The sequence below is a fragment of the Xanthocytophaga flava genome (genome assembly GCF_030068545.1).
Lineage (GTDB): Bacteria > Bacteroidota > Bacteroidia > Cytophagales > 172606-1 > Xanthocytophaga > Xanthocytophaga flava.
Genome location: NZ_JASJOR010000005.1, coordinates 306,921 through 329,267, shown reverse-complemented (window position 1 = coordinate 329,267; position 22,347 = coordinate 306,921). Strand labels below are relative to the sequence as shown.

Genomic DNA, 22,347 nt, shown 5'->3' with positions numbered 1-22,347 from the left:
GTAGCTGATTCTCTATCAGAAATAGATCACTCGTATAACCATCATCAAAATTTACGTACCTTTACATTTACAAACCAACATCAGTCAAATCAAGCATGATTGTTTTTGAACGTGGTACATACCGCCTGTTTATCCGTATTGTATGGATAAGTTTTGTTGCATTCTGGGCTTTGCTTTTATTTTACATCTTTGCAGTCTCAGTTGACCTGTTTGGGATGTTTGGTCCTATGCCGGACTTAAAAACACTCGAGAACCCTAAAAATGAACTCGCTTCTGAAGTATACTCAGCAGATGGAATCTTACTGGGGAAATATTTTGTATCTAATCGATCTCCTATCGAATATGAAGATATCTCACCTAATCTGATTAATGCACTTGTAGCTACAGAGGATGTACGTTTTGAACGTCATTCCGGTATCGACTTTAAAGGCACCTTTGCGATTATTAGTTCTTTTATATCCTTAGATCCAAGAGGCTCCAGTACAATCTCACAACAGTTAGCCAAAAACCTGTATAAAACTCGTGGAGAAGGAAGTGAGGGAAGTTTGTATTCAGTGCGTCCTCTTCGGTTGTTGATTATTAAAACAAAAGAATGGATGACTGCAATTAAAATAGAGCGCAGTTATACCAAACGGGAAATCATTACTATGTATCTGAATACCGTTGATTTTGGTAGTAATGCCTATGGTATCAAAACGGCTGCACAAACATTCTTTCGTAAAAAGCCTGCTGAATTGACAATCCCAGAATCTGCTGTACTGGTAGGACTATTAAAATCAACCACTGCCTATAATCCCAAACGTAATCCGGATCGTGCTAAAATACGTCGGAATACTGTAATGCAGCAGATGGTTAAGTATAGTTACCTGACAGAAGTTGATTACGAAAAATATAAGGAGCAGCCTATTGAAAAGATGATTGAAAACTATACAGTTGAAAATCATAGTAAGGGGCTGGCAACATATTTTCGATCAGTACTACAACGAGAGCTACAAAGATGGTGTCGTGAAAATGGGTATGATATTTATAGAGATGGACTTAAAATATATACAACGATTGACTCCCGTATGCAGGCTCATGCAGAAGAAGCAGTAGCCCAATGGATGAAACAATTACAGGTCAAATTTAATGCACATTGGAAAGGCAAAAATCCCTGGGTTGACGAGAATCGTAAGGAAATAGCAAACTTTATTGAGAATGCAGCAAAGGGAACTCCCCACTATAGAGAATTGCAGCAGGCAGGCATCGACACAGACGAAATATGGCAGGAGATGAATAAGCCTGTTCCTATGCGAATCTTCAGCTGGCAGGGCGAAAAGGACACAGTTATGAGCCCGCTGGACTCTATCCGATACTATAAGCGATTTCTGCAAACAGGATTACTGTCAATGGTGCCAGCAACCGGAGAAATTAAAGCATGGGTTGGTGGATTGGATTTTAAATATTTTCAGTATGATCACGTTAAACAAGGTCGTCGTCAGCCAGGTTCATCTTTTAAGCCTATTGTCTACGCAACGGCACTTGACAATGGATACACACCCTGCTACACAGTAGTTGATGCTCCAATCACATTTGCAGAAGATGTAGGAGGTAAACCCTGGACACCCAATAACTCGGATGGTCCTCCCAGTGGCCGACAGTTTACTCTTCGCCAGGCAATGGGACGTTCTGTTAATACTATTTCTGCGTATCTGGTAAAAAATTTGGGGCCTCAAAAAGTAGTTGACTATGCCAAACGACTGGGTATCACTAGTCCATTGGAAGCAGTTCCTTCTATTGCCTTAGGAACTCAAGATGTATCTATCTACGAATTATTAGGTGTGTATTCAACATTTGTAAATAGTGGCATTTGGAATGAACCCAAATACATTACCCGCATTGAAGATAAGAACGGCAATGTTATATGGGAACCTGTGCCACGTAATGTAGAAGTTTTGAGTGAAGAAACGGCCTATCTGATGACCTATATGCTTCAGGGCGCTGTACAGGAAAGAGGGGGAACAGCACAGGGGCTGCATCGGTATAAAATATGGAAAGACTATCCGGAAATAGGTGCAAAAACAGGTACTACTCAGAATCACTCAGATGGTTGGTTTATGGGAGTTATGCCGAATCTGGCAACAGGTATCTGGATTGGAGGAGATGATAGAAGTATACACTTTAGAGACCGCACAGGAGAAGGAGGAAAAATGTCCCTGCCGTTATGGGGTATGTATATGGAAAAAGTTGTGAATGATCCTCAGCTTGATTTTAAACCGGGTAAGTTTAAGAAACCAGCCACACTTTCTGTAACATTAGACTGTTCAGCCTATCAGATTACGTCTGCTACTGACTCGACAAAAGACAAAACCTATCAGGCGCCTTCTGCAAAGGACCTTGAAAATGAAGGGTTTGAATAACGAACAAATGATTATATACTGATTTCTGATACATGACTCATCCATTAATCCAAGGATGAGTCTTTTTTTAAGCAGACTTATTCTCTGTGCACAGTTCTATGCAAATGTTTTTTTAGTAAAGACATAACAGCATTACTGATTAGTGGAGAAATTGCATAGCATTCACAACACTTTTGCTTTTGCACACAACTCCGCTCATTTTTCATCTTGACCAGAACTCCGATCATTTTTTTCCTTGTGCATTATTCACCGCAAAAATAAAATCTGATCAGAATTCAACGCAAAACTTTTGCATGAATAGAACTATGCACAAGACAGATTTACGTTGTGAATTCTATGCAAGAGTAATATATCTTGTAAACCCTCTAGAAGTTAGAGCCAATCTCTATATAAAAATAGGATGGTTAGATATTTTACTATATACATATCAAGCTTTTACTTGCCAGATAAACCAAAGCCTCCAAATTTTGTGTTTATCTTTGTAGTAACTCATACGTTCTGTTGTACTTAAGTAATCTTACATAGTGAACCAGATTACAATCCTATCACCCTTTATATTCTGCCAGCCCAGTGACAGTCCTGAAAGAACAAATCAGTAAATTACCAGATACACCAGGGGTTTATCGTTACTTTGATATAGACAATGAATTGATCTATGTAGGAAAAGCGAAAAATCTTAAAAATCGGGTATCCAGCTATTTCAACAAGTCAGCCAATCATGATCAGAAGACCCGCCGAATGGTCTCTCAAATTGATCGGTTAGAATTTACGGTTGTTAATTCGGAGTTTGATGCCTTATTGCTTGAAAACAGTCTTATCAAACAATATCAACCTAAATATAATATATTACTTCGTGATGATAAGACATATCCTTATTTGTGTATCACGAATGAGCCCTTCCCAAAACTTATACCCACTCGTCATCTGGATAGATCGTTAGGCACATACTTTGGACCTTATGCAAGTGTAAAAACTATGCATACACTGTTGGAGTTCCTACGTAAACTATATACAATACGTACCTGTAACCTGAATTTAACTCAGAAAAATATTGAAGCAAAAAAATTCAAGGTTTGCCTGGAATATCATATTGGGAATTGCAAAGGACCCTGCGAGGGCTTAGTAAGCAGAGAGGAATATGACAAAAACATAGATCTAGTAAAAAATATCCTTAAGGGACATCTGAACCCAGCAATACAACACTTTAAGGACCAAATGCAGGAAGCAGCAATGGACCTGGCTTTCGAAAGAGCGCAGGAATACAAAGAGAAACTATCTTTATTGGAAGGCTTTCAAAGCAAATCGTTGATTGTTAATCCGAATATTTCAAACATAGATGTTTTCACAATTGCATCAGATGACAAGAATGCATATGTCAATTATATGCAGATTGTAGACGGTTCTATCATACATACCAAAAATGCGCTTGTTCAGAAAAAACTGGATGAATCCGAAGCTGAAATTCTTTCACATATCATTCTGGGTTTGCGGGAAGAACACCAAAGTGAATCCAAAGAAATTCTGACTAATGCCTCTTTAGAAATCGAGTTACCACATATATCTTGGACAATACCACAGATTGGAGATAAAAAGAAGCTGGTAGATCTTTCTCTGAAAAATGCACTATACTTCAAAAGAGATCTTACTCAAAAAAAGGAGCAGAAAGGAGAGGTTCTGGCAGAAAAAGGAAAAAGAGCCTTAGTAAAACTTCAACAGGATTTACAATTAAAAGTACTACCTACTCATATTGAATGTTTTGATAACTCAAACTTTCAAGGTACTAATCCAGTGTCTGCAATGGTTTGCTTTAAAAATGGCGTCCCGTCTAAAAAAGATTATCGTCATTATAAAGTCAAAACGGTGGAAGGTCCTGATGATTTTGCTACTATGCATGAGGTAGTTACCCGACGTTACACCCGATTATTGAATGAGAATGCACCTCTCCCTTCTTTAATTGTGATAGATGGAGGAAAAGGGCAGTTAGGAGCTGCAACACAGGCATTAAAAGAGTTAGGGATTTATGGACAAATTCCAATAATTGGCATAGCCAAACGACTGGAGGAGATTTATTTCCCAGGTGATGAAATTCCTATTCATATTGACAAAAAATCAGAGTCATTAAAATTAATTCAACGCATACGTGATGAGGCTCACCGCTTTGGTATTACTTTTCATAGGGATTTACGTAGTAAGAATACAATGACTACTCAACTTTTCGACATTCCAGGTATAGGCCCAGAAACAGCTAATAAGCTGCTGACATTATTTAAGTCTGTCAAAAAACTTCGGGAAGCTACAATGGAGGAATTAACTGAAGCTGTAGGTAGATCGAAAGCCCAAAAAGTAAGAGATTTCTTTGAAGGAGAAGGATAAAACTTGATATATACAAATGAAAAAGGGGCTGAATAGCCCCTTCTTGTTTATATCTTGTATTGGATTAGAACTCCCACAGGTTGTGTTCATATTCCATTAATTGTTGTTTCATCCATTCAGATGCCAGCAAGCCTTTTTTACCACCATCATAGATCTCTGTCAGATCTTTGTCGTCAGGGTTAGATACTTTGATGATACGTCCTGAGAATAGACGCAATTCAAATGCATCAGCTAAGTTCTTGTGTTCCTGATTGTTCTGAGAGTTGAAATATACCGCATTTGGGCTGCTCTTGAACAATTTGTACAAGTCTTTGAATTTAAATGCAGCCATGCGTTTCTGGATACCTAGGTCCCCATTTTTTTCGGCAGGAAGCCAGAAAGTGATTGCTTGTGTATCCCAATATGCACGAGAACGTTGTTTGTCAAAGATAAAATCTTCTTTCAACTCCATTTGTGTGAAATAATAAGCAGGATATTCATTTCCACCTCCACCACTTTCAAGAGCAGCAATACGTTGCTTCTTTTCTTCTGGAGTTAAAAAATCATCCTCTTTTATACGTTGAATTTCAAATTTCTTGTCCTCTGCCGTCATTTGAGTACCAGCAGCACTGATGTTTTTTACAAACTCCTCTACAGTTAACTTGCTAGTCAGTGAATCTGTAGCATATGGAGTGAGTAATCCGGCTTTTACAGCGTTAATAACGAAGCGGGTAATCTCGTTATTAACCGCCATGAAAGGACGATTTTGCTTTTCGTTCAGATCGACGTTAGTCCAAACAGTTTTTTTGAACATAATGTCAGACTCATGAATTGGGCGCACAGAATTGGGATTATAACCTCGGGTATCCGCTTCTTGGGCAAAGCAGAAGGTTGATAAGCCCAACGCGATGGTACCCGCAAAAATCCCTTTCATTACGTTTTTCATTTGGAATTTCTTTTTTTGTGAATAATTTGTGCTGACACGGATAATTCCATCAGCCACTTATTTTGTTATTACTTAAACGTCAACTGATCGTATCTTAGTATAGAGACCAACACAATACCAATCAACACATTATTTTATTTCAGAAAGTAGTCTGATATCAATACGAATATCAGACTACTTTTGTTATATATTAGTTCAGGGAAGCACTTACAATTGTACTACCTGCGATACCGCTTTCAATCAATTGACCTTTGAAGTTCATACGTTTTACATCTTTTACCTCAATTACAAGGCGGTCACCAGCACGCATCTGGCTTACCAGACCACCTAAACTCAGGCGATCATCACCTTTAGCAGAACCAACCGGACGAGAACCACGTACCAGATATACTTCAGTTGAAGTAGCTTTGAAACGAGCATCTTTTGGAAGCAAGTTAGCAAATCCTTCATCAGGTACAAGACGGATCTCAAGAGAGTTAGGATAAGGAGCAGATAAACCACGTTTTGTATCCAATTCACGACCGTTGCTAAACACTTTCATTGCAGGCTTAGGAACAGGACGTACTTTGAAATTCTCAGTACCGATTGTTGCACCACCACTGCTTACAGTTACAGCTACTTGAGTACCAGTAGGTACGATAGTAATGTCACCAATGTTAGCACCTGTGAAGTGGCTACCACCTGATACAGAGAATGAAGGGCGGTAATCAGCACCTAAAGCAGGAACTGTAAATTTCAATTCGTTACCGCAGTTAGCATACAGAGCATTTACAGATTGAGATTGAACCTGAATAACTGGTTTTACAACTGTATATTCTTCTGTTACAGAGAATGCTGTATCTTTTCCACTTGGAGAACGGAAAGATATTGTTCCTTTCCAAGTTTGTTTAGATTTACCTTCTTTATCGTAATTGCTAGCAGAAGCTTTGAAATCAACTTTACCCATTCCATTTGATACAGGGATACCACGTCCATTAAATGTCATAGAAGGGGTGATACCTGAAGAAGATGCAGCAAGGAACATTTCTGCTTTATAAGATGTACCAGCAGCAATTGTACGAGCCTCAGGGCGAACCATTGCTACAATTTTGTCAAACTTGATAACACCAACGTTAAGATCAGCTGCCAGTTTTTTCAAAGCTTCAGCTTCATAACGCGCGATCTCGCTTTGTTTCTGACTGATTACTGCTAATGCAGCAACCATTGGAGTAGCCTGGAAATTAAGCTCAACGAAATCTTTATTCTTTTGAGCCTCATCATCTTTCAGACCATTTACATCTTTAGCATCCAATGTTAAAGAAGGAAAGTTTGTTTTAGCGACAGAGTTGATAGAAGCAACATGATCTTCGATTAACTTTCTCATTTCATAACCTTTTCCATTTTTAGCACCTTCTGCACCAATCATTAGTGATTCAACATCAGTCTCTCCATTAGGGTTTTTAAACTGATTGTTTTCAGGATTGATACCGCCTGTAGCTGCAATCAAAGATTTTTTGTACTCTTCTAATGCTGCTAAAGCTTTAGAAGTTCTCTCTTTTACTTCCTTTGCAGCAGTAAGGACTTTAGCTTTATCTCCTGTTGCTTCTTTGGCAATAGCTTCAACCATTTTATCATTATTGCTTTCCGCAGCACTAGTAGATTGCTCCAGTGACGTATTGATCAATTCAAACTTCTTAACAATTTCGGAACTTACTTGCAGAGCAAGCAGGGCAGTTAGTACCAGGTACATCATCCCCACCATCTTCTGCCTTACGGTTTCTTTACCTCCAGCCATAGTATGTTTTAGTTTTTCAGATTAAGTGAACGATTTATTTAACTAAAACGGATTAACCTTTCATTGCAGTCAACATGCTACCATAAACTTTGTTTAGTGTAGTCAGGTTGGTTGTCAATTTAGTTAATTCACCTTTGAACTGTTCAGTATCTTTGCTGGCTTGAGCCATATTCTCCATTGCACTTGATAAGCTACCATAGAATGACTGCATAGCTTTCAGGTGTTTGTTAGTATCCTGTAGTTCCATTTCATACACAGCATTCAAAGCGCCTAAGTTTTTAGTCACAGTTTGAACTTGTGCATGGTAAGATTTAGCATCCTGAGCTGCATTAGACATTTCAGCCATAGCAGTTACAGTAGTTGCATATGATTTGTTCATATCAACCAATGCGCCAGAAGCTTTCTTTACATTCTGAGCATACTCGTTAGTAGCTACAGAAGCATCTGTAAGGTTATGTAATTTAGAAGCTGTTTCAGCTAAGCTTTTCATACCACTACCTAAGCTATTGATCAATTCAGGACCAACTTTAGCGTTAGTAAGCATATCATCCAATTTAGCAGTTAAGCCATTTCCTTTTTCTTTTTGCTCAGGACGACGTTGAGGAAGTTCACCTTTGAAGTCTTCAGCTAACTCAGGATAAACGCGAGTCCAATCCGGATCAGCATGTTGAGGAGCAAAAGCACTCAGGAAGAAGATAGCAGCCTCAGTACCTAACCCTACGATAAGCATTTCAGAAGCACCTGGCCAGTGCATGATTTTAAATAACGCACCTACAATTACAACTGCTGCACCAATACCATATACAAATGGCATTACTTTAGCGAAGAAGAAATCAGAAGATCCACCTTTTTTAGCACTCATTTTGTTTTAATAGTTAAAGTTAATAATTGATTGATTGTTTTTTAATTAACTGATCATTAATGGATTAAACCACTTTTATGTAAAACATGAATGGATACAGCGAGCCAGCTAGTGCCTAAACAGAATTTTAGACACTATACTCTTTCACGCAAACTTTCAAGATTTTGGATTTCGGTGTAGTTTAGAATTCAGCTCCGGAAGAACGACCTAGATAAGTCATTGCACAACGGAAACCAACATAAGCTTTAGAAGTATCCTGATATTCGAAAGTACGTGTACCTGTTTCCAGATAGTAGGCAACGTCTTTCCAGGAACCACCACGTACAATTTTACGAGGCTCAGAATCATCTGTATATTTAGGGTTCAAATCCCAAGTAATTGTCATTGCTGCAGGATGGTAAGCATCTTCACACCATTCAGCTACGTTACCGGCCATATCATACAAGCCGTAATCGTTAGAGAAGAAAGATGCAACAGGCCCTGTATACATGAAACTATCATTGTAATAGTTACCACGACCTGGTTTGAAGTTAGCTAGCAAACAACCATAGGCGTTTGAGATATATGGGTTACCCCAAGGATATTTAGCCATGTCACGACCACCACGAGCTGCATATTCCCATTCAGCTTCAGAAGGAAGGCGGAAATTCGGCATTGGGAATTTACCTTCTTTTGCACGGTAAGCATTTAGATATTTTGTACGCCATTCACAGAAATAACGTGCAGCAAACCAATCGATACCAACTACAGGATAATCATCAAATGCAGGGTGCATGTAATAATATTCCATCATCGGGTCTCCATAGTGGTGAGCAAAGTCTTTTACCCAAACTGTTGTATCAGGATATAATTCTTTCATGATGTAATCTTCTCCCAGTACAGAAGCAGAATCTTTCAGCATACCATTCACAAACTGACGATATTCGTTATTTGTGATTTCAGTATCATCCATATAGAATCCACCAATGGTGATCTGCTTATTCATACTTATTAGAGAGTGTGGCACATCCTCATCAGCCTGGCCCATGTGGAATGTACCAGCTGGGATTGGTACCATTCCGAACGGGATCTCCTGACGCCAGCCTTCACGACCAGGAACACCTACAAGTTCCCCCCGATCGTCGTTCTTGTTACGCTTACCCAGCAATCCGCAACTCTGTAAAAATACAGTGGCAAGCGCAACCAAGCAGCAGTAAAGTCTCATTCGATTCATTTGATTCATAACACCTGTTTAATTATAATTTTCTGTTTTAATTCCTGTTAACGAGCTTGATTCAAAAGACAGTTACAAATTTAGTCGGTAAAATTAATTTTGTTTGTCAAAGATAAAGCTAATCCAAACGTTGTAATATTTACGATAAAAACACAGTATTGTACTCTAGTGATAGTTTAAACGCCTCTTGGTATTTTATTATTGTTTGCAAGAGTATTTTGTTTTTAATCATTTCGAAATCTGGGAGTTCGCTTTATTGTTTTAATAACTGGTGGCTTATAAGGTAAGGTATAAGTAAGCATGAACTCATTTGATGTTTTTTGCTTAACAGTCTGAGCTTTAATAATATAATCAAACGAATAGCCTATACGTAAGGAATTATCCTTTAAGAGGCTAACACCTGTTAAAATAGAAACTGCATCCCCCTGACGGAAGGCTAAACCTGCTGAAAACTTCTGATTATAGGTAGCCACTGTGCTTACCTCAAAAGAAGTGGTATTGAAATCAGATTTAAATAATACAGAAGGAGAGAGAACGATCTGATAAGTAAGATCATAGTAATAGCCTGCATTGATATAGATATGTCTGTTCAATGGATTCTTGAGTGAATCTGTACCAAAATTAAACTCAGCTTCTGTCAGGTGGTTTACACTCAGTCCTCCATAAAATTTTTCTGAGGTATAGTATACGCCAAGTGCAAGATCAGGCCTAACCTGTGATTCTTTTCCTGTTCTGTTTGCTAAAACAGGGTCGTTCGGCTCAATAGCCCTGTATTTATCAAAATCCAGTGTTTGCACATACATACCAGCTCTTATCCCCAAAGAAATTTTACCTTTATCTATAGGAAACTGATATGAATAAGAAGCGGCAGCTTGTGTATTTGTTTGCGGGCCTAGGCGATCATTCACAACATATAAACCAAATCCGCTTCTGATACGTAAAATAGGAGTGTTTAAACTAACTAACGCTGTATTAGGTGCACCTCCAGCATCAATGCCTTGATACCCCGTCCACTGAGTACGATATAATGTTTGAAATTTTGTCTTGTTTTCCACCCCTGCATACGCAGGATTAAAAAAAAGGTTGTTATACATATACTGTGTAATCTGAGGATCCTGCTGTGCAACAGCAAGAGCGTATCCAAAGCACACAAATAACAAGGAGAAAAGTACTCGTTTGCGCATAGCGTATATTTGATGCTGAAATAAATTAAACCCATCCTAGAGACAACAAGACAAGCTATTCATACCAAATGATCTATTAAAATAAAGAAATAGATCAAAAAAGATATGGTAACCCGCTGTAGACTTTAATTCCAAATAATTGGAGTTTCATGGCTTAAATATAGCAATTAGATTTGGACGTATATCAAAATAGTAACCGATACTTTTCTCTAATATCATCCAAAAATGATGCTTTTACATGTAAAACGCATATTTTATATAAATATTGGAGTAGAACCTTACTTCATTTCGACTCGTTTTCACAAAGAAAAACACGTCCAAATCCTCAAAACACACTGAATAACAAGCGCTTAACGAAACCGCGCTATTCTCTTTTATCCTTTTATCAAATCAGGAAATTTTATTTGCCTTTTTAATGTACATTTCCAAGGCTCCTGCCATTGAAGGGGCGTTAGGTTGAGGTGCTTCAATATCAAGAATAAGACTAGCATCATGAACAGCCTTAGCAGTCGTGGGTCCAAATGCAGCAATACGCGTCTTATTTTGCTTAAAATCAGGGAAATTAACAAATAGAGAGTTTATACCTGACGGACTAAAAAATGCAATAATGTCATAATACACATCTGTGAGATCAGACAAATCAGAAGCTACTGTCTGATATAAAACAGCTTCTGTCAATTGCAATCCATTTGTATCCATAAACTCAGGAATATCATTCTTACGAATGTCTGAACAAGGAAACAAGAACTTTTCATTTTTGTGTTTTCGTAACAAATCTAGCATATCTGCCGCAGTTTTCTGTCCGACAAATACTTTACGTTTACGAACAGTAATATACTTGTGTAGATAGTTTGCAGTTTGTTCTGAAATACAAAAATATTTCATATCTGGAGGCAATTCGAGCTTTGCTTCTTTAGCAATACGAAAAAAATTATCAACTGCATTTCTACTGGTAAAAATCACAGCAGTATGAGCCAGAATATCAATCTTTTGCTTTCTGAATTCTTTTAATGCTACCGGTTCAACCTGAATAAAGGGACGAAAGTCTATCTTTAATTTGTATTTCTTGGCCAGTTCAAAATAAGGAGACTTATCATCAGCAGGCTTAGGTTGTGAAATCAATATACTCGATACTTTGTAATATCTGTCTTCTACTTGTTGGGTTTCTACAGCGTTCATTCTTGTATCAGAAATGATTGGTAAAAAACTATTTTGCGAGAAATTTAATTCCTATAATTAAGGGAATTAGTTCAGTGGCACAAAGATACGAAAATAAATATAGATTCCGAAATGAAGTAATTTTGTTTAGTACAGAACTAATAGTCAGAATACGAATTATATTGAAAATAAACAGGCATATCACTATAATTTTTAGTGAACCTCCTAACCATTGAGGAAAAGATAACATAAAAATAAACTGCAAAGGAAGCACAATCAGAAAAAAAATGCGGGAGAAAAGCAAGTATTCATAATAATGTATGGAAGCAACATTAGTTAAACCAAATACTATACCAATTGCATATACAAAAAAATATTTCCCAATAAGAAGTATCCATATAATACCTACACAAATAGTAAAATATCCAACCAGGCTGCCAAAGGAATCGGCTAATTGTATCGGCAATACATTCACAAAAAAAGTATCAGAATATCGTTGAGCCATCATGTAAAACAAACTCAATGACATACTATGTGCCAAAACAAAAAGAATATTGATCTGACTCAAAGGTTTGGCGATTGAGGTTGCATCATCCCGCATATCGGCAGAAAACATATCATTAAAGCTAAAATTTCGCTTAAATGCTTTAGGATGGTAATTTAAAAGAAAAGTGTAAAATGCCAACAAGACCACAATACATATTGTCACAAAATCAGGAAACTCGGACAGGTCTCTTAACCTAGGTTGGTAACTATTTCTAACTCCTGCTAAAGGATCATCTTCCTCAACTTTGTCCTCAATCTTTTCTGTTCTATTTTTATAAGGGTATATTACTTGAGCTGTTGGTATCTGAAAATGCCCATTCGGAACATAGAGTGTAACCAATACAAATCTTGTTTTAGTTTGTTTTTGCAAACTATCAATATTTAAAATAGTTTTACTTTGTGCAGGAAAAGTTCGGCATAACTGGGACTGAATGAATAAATGAGTTTCTCCAGGGGCTTGTAACAGTAAACTATAATGCGAATATTTTCGTAAATCGACATATAAACTTAAGGCTGATTGTACTCCATGCTCCTTTCGAAAATAAGGAACATATCCTTTATAATTATCATTATAGATCAACCATTGATCCTCTAATCCCTGAATCAGTTTGTAATCAGGGGCAGATTGAGAAAATGTGGTATAGGACAACAACACACTCCCTACAACACTTATAAGAATACGGGCATACTGTCTGTATACCAATTGATAGAATATTTGTATAAGAACTTTCAAAGTCTCGTTAACTAAACAGATATTGTTATTTGATTACTCTGCGGCAACTTCTCCAGAAGATAAATCTGTAATGGTTTCAGGTTGTTTAATTCTCCCTATGTAAGAAAAGCCAAAGCTTATAAGTATAGAGAGTATACCTAATATTGCTAGTTGCATATGCATCCCCCATGAAGCAGTTAGTACAACCAATACAATAATAGTACTATGTAATCCAGCCAGTATACTTACTGCCTGAAGTTGTTTTAACCCTGCACGTATCAGACAATGATGAATATGATTCTTATCAGCAGCGAAAGGTGATTGTCCATTTAAGATCCGGATAATAGCCACCCGCAAAGTATCCAACACTGGCAAATAGAGAATTCCTATTGCTATCATAGGTGAATTTTCTACAGAAGGCATTTCTGCAAAATGAACAGCCATAACTGCAACAATAAAACCGCAGGTAAGAGACCCTGCATCACCCATAAAAATAATGGCTCGATGAAAATTATATCTTAAAAACCCTACGGTTCCTCCAATCAAACTCGCAGCAACATAACTATAGAGAATTTCATCATATATATAAAAATAAGATCCAAATGCGATAGTAATAATAATAATAGTGGTTCCAGCCAATCCATCCAACCCATCAATCAAATTGATGGCATTGGTAATACCTATAATCGTTATAATAGTAAAAGCGTAGCTAGTACCGATCTCTAATTCATAAAGCCCAAAGAGTCCATGAAAATTACTGATTCGGACATCTCCCATAAAAATAACGATACCCGTAGCCAACAACTGCACAAAAAATTTCTTAAAGGCAGAAACAGGAACTATATCATCTTTTAAACCTATAAAAAAAAGAAGTATTGCTCCTGCCAATACATATTGTACTCCTTGCTCCAATCTGCCAAATATTGCAAGAGCGGAAATAAAGCCTGCAAAAATAGCCATTCCTCCCAGACGTGGAGTTAATAATGCGTGTACACTACGTCCATTAGGTTCATTTAAGAGCTTCTTGGCATGTGCTACCTGTACAATAGACGGAATAGCAAATACAGAAACCACAAATGCCCATAAAAATGCCAGTAAAAGATTAACAGGTAGATCCAAAACTTAGATATTTGCTAAAGTAAAAAAAGAAACCTAAACAGAATAAACTAACTACTTCTATCATGAAGTGTTCGTTTCAAAATATATACAAACAACTATAGAAATTCAGATCGTGTCAAAACCAAAATGATGATAACATCATTTTCAATATTTTATGCAAATATAAAGTGAGAATACTATTCTTTTACAAATTAATTTCGCTTCCTACTGTATATATATCACTCACCATTAGATTATATTCATTTAAGATCTGTTTTTAAAACCGGGAGGTTAAACCAAAATGTATTTTTGAATATCCAATAGCAAAAGGTCTGGCCTGCGAATTTCCTAAGGCATACATAATAGTAAAAATCCCCGCCTTTGTGCTAAAACTCATACCTGCTCCGAATCCGGAGGGCACATCACTAACAGAAGTTTTCAAAATACGTGTTCTTACCCATGCCTGATCATAAAATGCGAACAGATAGGATGTTTGTTCCCAGAAGAAGCGATATTCTAAAGTAGAAGCAATATAATCAGACGCAAAGAAGAAATTTTGATTAAAACCTCTTATGCTTGTCAAACCACCTAAACGAAATAATTCATTCTGAAAAAGATTCTCATTGAATAGCTGAGCGGCAGATAATTGAAAAAAAATACTTCCCTTTTTCCCCGTACGACTATATTTTCGTATTATAATCTGATAAGTAAATTGTGGGCTTGAACGTTTAACAGTCTGTAAGTCAATCTGACCATTTGGAGTCACTTGCTTATTTCCTGCTGCGATACTTGCATTTAACCACCACCCTTTTCTAGGATAGAACAAATTATCAACATACTTGTATGTGTAATACACATTATACGATAACCAATTGAGATCGGCCTGCATGGCTGTTCCTCTCATCGTGCTATCAGCCAAACGTGAATTATATCGTTGTACTCCTATCCCTATCTTACTCCAGTTACCCAAATTATAATAAAAATTAAGCTGTTGGTTTAGAGTGACATATCCATTTAATACAGAACTGGAAGTATCTTCTCTCAAGAGTTGGAATGCACCATTTATTTCAATAGGAGTTTTTAAAAATGCAGGTTGAGTATAACTAATATTTAATCTGGGAGATCCTGGTTTTATCTGTTGCCAATTAAATATAAAAGATCCACCAGCATTGAGTAAATTATTTAGTTTTAGGTTGACCTCTCCGGTAAGTAATAACTTTCCGTCTTTCTGTTCATTGGGTTGGAAACCTACAACCCCATCTGCTTCACTGGACTTTCCGGCATCAGCATAAAAAGTTATGTAAGCCCGATCATTCTTAAATATGACTTCATAAGGTTGAGATAAAGATAAATAAGATTGTTGCTTAAGCAGATTATAAGCTTGATTTAATCGTTTTTGACTATAAGGTTGCCCAGGTAGTATTCTAAGCCAGTTTTCCAGAAATCTTTTTTTTAAACGTGCAGAACCGATCACTCGCATAGTATCAAACACAATATATACTCCGGGTTCATATTTTAATGAGGCAACAATCTGTTCATCTTTTATCTCGACAGAATCCAGCTGAATAGTTGCAAATGGATATCCGTGTTCTTCAGAATACATTAGTATTCTTTCCTCCAGGTTAGCCAGTTCCTGATAGTTGAATGGTTGATCTCTGTAAATCTTCTCCCTATAATCTACTTCTCTAAGCATATCATCTCTGATATTACCCTGAAAAAGCCGAGCCCATTTAAATTGGTTACCTAAATGAACAAATACCAATAATGTATCTTTCCTCCATTGTGCACTCTCAATAGATGCAGTCAAATAACCTTGCTGGTGTAATCGTATAATACTTTGCTGTATAATACTTATGCCTTTTATTGAGTCAGTAACAACATTGGGCAACTGTCTAATTAGTGTGGCATGCCTTAATGTATCTATAAAATGATAACTAATTGGCCACCTTTTTTGTGCATATGTTATATCGGTAATCAATATGCATATCAACACATACAAAAGGCATCTATAAAAAATGCAATAAAACCCACTATTTCTAATCTTAAAAATGATTTTAATACAAGATAACTGATCCATTTTGAGGTTTTTATTGCACAGATGTTTTACTCCTTCTCTCACCAGTATAAATTCAAAAGAAAGTATACATTAATACAATTTATATTGACTATCAATAATTTATATAGTATTTTGAAGGCTATATCTTATAATAAGATCATTTAGTAATAAACTGGCACTAAATTTTAGCATACTCTATCTCCTTTTGCAGCAAAAGCGAAAATTAATAGAGATAAAACGTTTACCTTATCACTAATTTAGTTATATATGTAAGAAAATAGATAATAATAGACTTATCAGTTTTTCTTAAAGTTGCTTTTCTTAAACACCCCACTTTTAATTATCAGATTAGAAATATAATTTTATAAAGAGATTTGCATTGTTTGTTGATAATTTATATGTATTTATACGGATCTCTTTATATATTTGCTAAGTTTTTGTGCAAACACAATGTGTTTTACGAGTCAAAAAAATCTATGTAATTTTTAATAAAAAAATACATTTTCTCTAAGATTTTCTATTTTGACCATTATCGTAATGGCATTTGACTGATATGCAACGTTTTGTGAGTACGACGTGTCTATGCATGTGTGATTGATAATAAAACTATTACCCTACTATTATAAGGCGAATGGCTATGTATAACCAATTTATACTGGAAGAGCTAAAAACCCTGAAAGATCTTTTACAAGCAGGAGCAATCACTCAGGGTGAATTTGATCATTTGAAACAAATTCTCATTGATGGCACTAAAGCATCTAATGAATCAACAGAAACTGGCTCTCAAACGGAAAGAAGCTTGTCTGGAGATGTGTATGAGAATCCAGATGAGGTGATCCGGTATTATTCCAATGAGACTAAAAACCTGCTTTTATATAAGCAGTTTGATAAGGCATACCCGTTTGTTCAAAAGATATTATCTCTACGTCCGGAACATAGGGAGGCAAATCGTTTTCTACAGGAAATTAAAACATATATCAGACGGGATTATCTGATTGGTGGAGCCATCGGTGTAGTACTTGCTAGTGCTATTTCTATGGTGTTAACATTGGATAAGGATATAAACTTAATTTTACTTTGTATCATCCCAGTACTAGGTGGTCTTTTGTTGCCTCGTATAGCAAGTAGTATATTGATTGGGAAAGTTAGCAGCCGAGGAATGCGCTATTTTATTTCTGCAATAACTGTTATTGTTATTGGCTGTGTATTAAATGTGGCTTTAGCTAATGTATTTGATGGATTAGAAGGAAGACTTATCAATGGTCGATCTGATGAAATCGCAGATCCCTATGAGATGATAGAAGATACTACCAACTATGCAGTTCTTCCTAATGATACATCGCAAACGCTATCAGAAGTAGGTAATACACAAGCTGATACAAACAATAAAATCACACCAGATGAGAACTGGAATCAACCATCAGAAAATCCAGATCCAATACCTCAACAACCGAAAGAACCACAAATAACAGTTGTAGAGGAGGGAAATCCTCAAACAACAGCTGTACGTAATATACTAACTTCTTATTACCAAGATTTAAGTAGCCAGAAATTTGATGCAAATAAATATTATGCAAAAAAGGTAAAACGTTTCTTTAATCTGCAGGATATTTCTCCTCAAACAATTACAGATGAGGTGCATAACAATTACTATACTGATTTTCAAGACGCAGTAAGTACTATAGCATCTAACTCACTTTCGATAGAACCTATGAAGGGAGGAATGTATCAAGCAGACTTTAAAGAAGTGATTAAATGTTTCCGCAAGTCGGCAAACAAAGGCCAAACGATTACTTCACAAGTAAAAGTGCTCTTTGATAAAAATATGAAAATCATTTACTATTCATCCCGCCCTTTATCAACAAAGGAGTTTGGTGATCGGGCAGATGAAAAATCTGCTACCAAAATGGTATACTATCGGGAAGATACAAACCAGTAGTAAATACAATACTTTTATTTCTACCAAGTCAGATGAGGTAACTACACAACCTTCATTTGACTTGGTTGTTTTTATTTTAACTAACAACCTCTCCACCAATCTTACAATCAGAGTAAGGTCTGATACGACTAGTAAGTATGAAAGTCCTAATACTGAATATCCTTTTGCTTTTTAGCATTGCATCTCTCGCTGTAACTCAGACAGATGACCTTGAAAAGGCATTAAAAGCCCTAAAAGAAAAAGATTTTAATGCGGCCAAAGTATTAATTGAACAAATTATCACTAAGAACTCATTTGATGCAGGCGGATATTATGCTCTGGCAGTTTATTATGCAGATAATGACAATAAGCCTCACGATTACTATAAATCGCTAGATTATTTAATCCTTGCAGAAAAATATTATTCTACTCTCACGACAAAAGAATTGGCTAACCTGCAAAAATTAGGAGTGACACTTCACGAAATGCAGAAGCTAAAGCAATCAATTGGACAACAAGCTGTTCAAGAGGCTATTTCATCTCAAAACCCAGCAGCAATAGATAAAGTAATTTCAAAGTTTTCCAGTTTACCTGATGTAGTAGAAAAAGCAATTGAGTATAAAAATGTGATGGCATTTGAAGATACTAAACGAGTAAATACTTATCAGGCTTATCAGAACTTTTATATCAAATATCCATCAGCCAAACAAGTTCCAGAAGCTAAAAGCAAATATGAACAATTACTATATGAAAGCCTGACATCAGATCAGACTTGGCAATCATATCAGAAATTCTATAAGAGCTATCCTAATAGCCCTTATGCAGAGAGAGCAAAAAAACAATACGAAAAATTATATTATGAACAGAATGTAGCTAGTTCTACTTCTGCAAATACGATAGAGAGGTACATCACAGAAAATCCATCTAGTGTTTATGCTCCCAAGGCCAAGACTCAACTACAAAGTATGTCCTCCTTATTTCCTATCCGGGTAGGAGATACATGGGGATTTATTAATGGCAATGGACAAATTGTTATTCCGCCTATTTATGAACGGGTAGGGAAATTTGCAGAAGGTATGGCACGGGTACGTAAGAATGGTAAATGGGGCATCATAAATACAAAAGGCAAAGAAATTATACCGCCTATATATGAGTTGATACGTGATTTTAGTGAAGGTGTAACTGCTGTTATTCAACGTAAAAAGAAAGTCCTTGAAGCATTTTATATTGATAGTACAGGAAAACAACTTTTTGCCAAAACATATGTTACAGACGGTTCTTACTGGCCTATTCATTCTTTTCAGGAAGGTTTAGCTGTAGTGGAAGATCCTGAAAGTCACAAAGTTGGTTTCATAAATAAAAAAGGCGAGTTTGTTGTCGCTCCATTATTTAACTCTTATATCCCACGTAAAGGTGCTGTGGGTACTTATCCTTTTTCTTCCTTCTCTGAAGGATATGCCTGGGTAAAAAATGAAGAGGGAACAGGACTTATCGACAAGAATGGAGTATTTTTAATAAAGGGCTCCTATAACCAATCTTTACTGGACACACTATCAGCCCCTCCTTTTTACTATAAATCATTTTCCAGTGGAATGTGTTTGCTGGAAGAATCTAATAGTTCATTTTATATAGATCGTAATGCCAAGAAAGCGATAACAATCCCTGTTGGATTTACAGCTCTGCCTTTTAGTGATGAAGTTGCATGGACATATTCAAAATATGATAAAAAGTTTTATTTGATAGACAACAAGGGGAAGACAATCCTGGATATTCCAGCATTCAAAGTTTATCCATTTCATGAAGACAGAGCTGTTATTCAAAAGGATGCACCTGCAAACAGAGTTTATTTCTATGATCAGACTCCAGATCCGACATACTCCTTTATTGATAAAACAGGTAAATTGTTATTTGATTTTAAATTTGACATTCCTAATGATCCTCTCTTTGAATATAGCAGCTTCAAAAATGGCTTAGCTTGTGTTCTTCTGAATGGAAAACAAACCTATATAAACAAAGAAGGAAAAGTGGTCTGGCAAAGTCCTGAACGTTGGAATTGATCAACTTCTCAAAACATAAATTACATTAACAATAAAACCTTGTCATTTAACTGGCAAGGTTTTATTGTTAAAACGGAATTTTTTTCGTCTATCTCTACTTATAGTGTTAGTTTTCCAAACGTACACTTATTCATTACTGTCTTGTCTGGCCTCTATATCCATATCCCTTTTTGTAAGCAAGCCTGTTATTATTGCGACTTTCACTTTTCAACCAATCAAACTAAGAAAGATGCAATGGTAAAAGCTATTATACAGGAACTGAAGCTGCAAACTTCCTACTTAGACAAACCTCATCTGGAGACGATATATTTTGGAGGGGGTACTCCTTCTTTGTTAACACTTCAACAACTTACCGAAATTTTTGATGCAATATATTCTTATTACTCTGTAAGTTCAGATGCAGAGATTACTCTGGAAGCTAATCCAGATGATCTTGATACAAAAACTTTAACCAACTTCACCCAATTACCTATAAACAGACTTAGCATTGGTATTCAATCTTTTTATGACCCTCACCTACGCTATATGCATCGGGCACATACAGCACCTGAAGGGGAAAATTGTGTAAAACATGCTCAGGACAAAGGATTTCAAAACTTAACTATCGACTTAATCTATGGCATTCCACATCAGGACCATTCTGTGTGGCTCAATGATTTGTCAAAAGCTACTGCACTGAATATCTCTCATATCTCAGCATATTGCCTTACAATTGAACCACAGACAGTTTTCGGAAAATGGGTTCAACAAAAAAAGATCAATCCAATTGACGAAGAGTTTAGTGCACTCCAGTTTGAGATGATGATGCAATACTTGGAAAATGCAGGCTTTGAACAATATGAAATCTCAAACTTTGCTAAAGAAGGTATGTATGCACGCCATAATAGTGGTTATTGGCTACAAAAGCATTATTTAGGCATTGGTCCTTCAGCACACTCTTATAATGGAACAAGTAGACAATTTAATGTTGCTAATAATGCAGCTTATATCCAAGCTATAAATCAACAAACCGTTCCATATACTATTGAAACACTAAGTATTTCAGAACAGATTAACGATTATTTGTTGACTACTTTACGTACACGATGGGGATGTAATGTTGAACTACTGCAACAAAAGTGGCAGTATGACTTATATAAACACAGTGGATTGCTACTTGAGGAGTATTTTCAGAAAGGCTTATTGCAGCGTGAAGGTTCAATTCTTAAATTGACGAAATCAGGTAAACTGCTGGCAGATGAAATTACAGCAGAACTATTTCTTATTGAGTAGGCTACCTACTATTACACCATCATTCTATTCTCTATCTATTAAAGTATCTTTTTCTTATTTCTATTATCTTATTACAGATACTGGCATTATTATTTAGTAGAATTTTTAGGCTAATATTTTTTACCACTTTCCTAAAATTTCTCTTTATGAAAAAGCTAGAGTATCTACTTACTAATGCAATTTTTGCTTCAGCGTTATTACTTGTTCCATTTTCTACCTTTGCGCAGGATGAGTTAAAAACTCAACAACCAGCACAAGCAGCACAAATTGGAGATATTGAAATACTACCTGAAGTTTCTAAATCCAAGACTACTGAAAAAGTAGTAAATCATTCTACACAAAATACAACTCAAAAAACGATTCGATTGGTTGCTCCAGAAAACGCAACACCTAAACAAGCCAGAAAAATAGCGAAGGCTAATGAGATGCTTGCCAAGCTTTCAGAACAATCAGCTTCAACAGAAGTAAAGGCACCAAGTAAACTTCAAAAGATGGCGGCTCAAATAGCAGCTAAGAAACTTACTAAAAAGCTTGATAAGCTAGGTGTAGAAGAAACAAAAGAAATTAGAGAGATTAAAAGTGCATCCGCGGCACAAGCTGTTAGTAATACAGTTTTGATTGGCATTATTCTGTTAGCATTGGGGATTATTTTCCTCGTTGTACCAGGCACAGGTCTGCTAGGGTTAATACTACTTATTGTAGGTTTGGTACTCCTCATACTAGGTTTGGCTCAATAATAAGTTTCCACTATGATAAAAAACAACAAATGCCCTATCTACGATAGGGCATTTGTTGTTTCA

At 36.3% G+C, this 22,347-nt stretch carries 15 protein-coding genes; 6 read left to right on the top strand and 9 right to left on the bottom strand.

What is annotated here, in order from left to right; genetic code table 11:
- Positions 1-95 precede the first annotated feature (95 nt).
- Both QNI15_RS10480 and uvrC read left to right on the top strand, forming a co-directional pair.
- The gene (locus QNI15_RS10480) at positions 96-2,399 is read left to right on the top strand and encodes a penicillin-binding protein 1A (RefSeq protein WP_314031682.1); all 2,304 of its coding nucleotides are present in this window, start codon (positions 96-98) and stop codon (positions 2,397-2,399) included.
- A gap of 570 nt (positions 2,400-2,969) precedes the next feature.
- On the top strand, positions 2,970-4,772 hold the full coding sequence (gene uvrC / locus QNI15_RS10475) for an excinuclease ABC subunit UvrC (RefSeq protein WP_314031681.1): 1,803 nt from the start codon (positions 2,970-2,972) through the stop codon (positions 4,770-4,772).
- 64 nt (positions 4,773-4,836) lie between these two features.
- Here uvrC and porN read toward each other — a convergent pair whose 3' ends face one another.
- The 9 genes from porN to QNI15_RS10430 all read right to left on the bottom strand — a co-directional run bounded on the left by porN (position 4,837) and on the right by QNI15_RS10430 (position 16,051).
- The gene (gene porN / locus QNI15_RS10470) at positions 4,837-5,697 is read right to left on the bottom strand and encodes a type IX secretion system ring subunit PorN/GldN (protein ID WP_313987646.1); all 861 of its coding nucleotides are present in this window, start codon (positions 5,695-5,697) and stop codon (positions 4,837-4,839) included.
- Between the two features lie 190 nt (positions 5,698-5,887).
- Entirely contained in the window at positions 5,888-7,471 is a 1,584-nt protein-coding gene (porM, locus tag QNI15_RS10465; protein WP_313987648.1) for a type IX secretion system motor protein PorM/GldM, read from the bottom strand.
- 52 nt (positions 7,472-7,523) lie between these two features.
- The gene (gene porL, locus QNI15_RS10460; RefSeq protein ID WP_313987651.1) at positions 7,524-8,333 is read right to left on the bottom strand and encodes a type IX secretion system motor protein PorL/GldL; all 810 of its coding nucleotides are present in this window, start codon (positions 8,331-8,333) and stop codon (positions 7,524-7,526) included.
- 181 nt (positions 8,334-8,514) lie between these two features.
- Positions 8,515-9,555: a T9SS ring complex lipoprotein PorK/GldK gene (gene porK, locus QNI15_RS10455; protein ID WP_313997931.1), complete on the bottom strand. Its 1,041-nt coding sequence runs from the start codon at positions 9,553-9,555 to the stop codon at positions 8,515-8,517.
- A 215-nt stretch (positions 9,556-9,770) separates the two neighbouring features.
- Complete coding sequence (locus tag QNI15_RS10450) at positions 9,771-10,730, bottom strand: PorP/SprF family type IX secretion system membrane protein (RefSeq protein ID WP_313987655.1); 960 nt, start codon at positions 10,728-10,730, stop codon at positions 9,771-9,773.
- Between the two features lie 390 nt (positions 10,731-11,120).
- Positions 11,121-11,909 (bottom strand): uroporphyrinogen-III synthase, encoded by a 789-nt coding sequence (locus QNI15_RS10445; protein ID WP_313987658.1) that lies wholly within the window; start codon positions 11,907-11,909, stop codon positions 11,121-11,123.
- Between the two features lie 28 nt (positions 11,910-11,937).
- Positions 11,938-13,167, bottom strand: coding sequence for a DUF4271 domain-containing protein (locus QNI15_RS10440; protein WP_314031680.1), 1,230 nt, complete (start codon positions 13,165-13,167; stop codon positions 11,938-11,940).
- Positions 13,168-13,200: 33 nt separating this feature from the next.
- Complete coding sequence (locus tag QNI15_RS10435) at positions 13,201-14,265, bottom strand: MraY family glycosyltransferase (RefSeq protein WP_313997927.1); 1,065 nt, start codon at positions 14,263-14,265, stop codon at positions 13,201-13,203.
- Positions 14,266-14,521: 256 nt separating this feature from the next.
- The gene (locus tag QNI15_RS10430) at positions 14,522-16,051 is read right to left on the bottom strand and encodes a hypothetical protein (protein ID WP_313997925.1); all 1,530 of its coding nucleotides are present in this window, start codon (positions 16,049-16,051) and stop codon (positions 14,522-14,524) included.
- Between the two features lie 886 nt (positions 16,052-16,937).
- Between QNI15_RS10430 and QNI15_RS10425 the strand changes: the two genes are divergently transcribed.
- From QNI15_RS10425 to QNI15_RS10410, 4 genes are all read left to right on the top strand, one after another.
- Positions 16,938-18,239 (top strand): SHOCT domain-containing protein, encoded by a 1,302-nt coding sequence (locus QNI15_RS10425; protein ID WP_314031679.1) that lies wholly within the window; start codon positions 16,938-16,940, stop codon positions 18,237-18,239.
- A 137-nt stretch (positions 18,240-18,376) separates the two neighbouring features.
- Entirely contained in the window at positions 18,377-20,275 is a 1,899-nt protein-coding gene (locus QNI15_RS10420; RefSeq protein WP_314031677.1) for a WG repeat-containing protein, read from the top strand.
- 141 nt (positions 20,276-20,416) lie between these two features.
- Positions 20,417-21,547, top strand: coding sequence for a radical SAM family heme chaperone HemW (gene hemW / locus QNI15_RS10415; RefSeq protein WP_449358635.1), 1,131 nt, complete (start codon positions 20,417-20,419; stop codon positions 21,545-21,547).
- Positions 21,548-21,693: 146 nt separating this feature from the next.
- Positions 21,694-22,284: a hypothetical protein gene (locus QNI15_RS10410; protein WP_313997917.1), complete on the top strand. Its 591-nt coding sequence runs from the start codon at positions 21,694-21,696 to the stop codon at positions 22,282-22,284.
- The last annotated feature ends 63 nt before the right edge of the window (positions 22,285-22,347 follow it).

Coding starts and splice junctions, on each gene's coding strand:
- QNI15_RS10480 (WP_314031682.1), top strand. CDS start 96: ATGATTGTTTTTGAACGTGGTACATACCGCCTGTTTATCCGTATTGTA.
- porN (WP_313987646.1), bottom strand. CDS start 5,697: ATGAAAAACGTAATGAAAGGGATTTTTGCGGGTACCATCGCGTTGGGC.
- porM (WP_313987648.1), bottom strand. CDS start 7,471: ATGGCTGGAGGTAAAGAAACCGTAAGGCAGAAGATGGTGGGGATGATG.
- porL (WP_313987651.1), bottom strand. CDS start 8,333: ATGAGTGCTAAAAAAGGTGGATCTTCTGATTTCTTCTTCGCTAAAGTA.
- porK (WP_313997931.1), bottom strand. CDS start 9,555: ATGAATCAAATGAATCGAATGAGACTTTACTGCTGCTTGGTTGCGCTT.
- QNI15_RS10450 (WP_313987655.1), bottom strand. CDS start 10,730: ATGCGCAAACGAGTACTTTTCTCCTTGTTATTTGTGTGCTTTGGATAC.
- QNI15_RS10445 (WP_313987658.1), bottom strand. CDS start 11,909: ATGAACGCTGTAGAAACCCAACAAGTAGAAGACAGATATTACAAAGTA.
- QNI15_RS10425 (WP_314031679.1), top strand. CDS start 16,938: ATGTATAACCAATTTATACTGGAAGAGCTAAAAACCCTGAAAGATCTT.
- QNI15_RS10420 (WP_314031677.1), top strand. CDS start 18,377: ATGAAAGTCCTAATACTGAATATCCTTTTGCTTTTTAGCATTGCATCT.
- QNI15_RS10410 (WP_313997917.1), top strand. CDS start 21,694: ATGAAAAAGCTAGAGTATCTACTTACTAATGCAATTTTTGCTTCAGCG.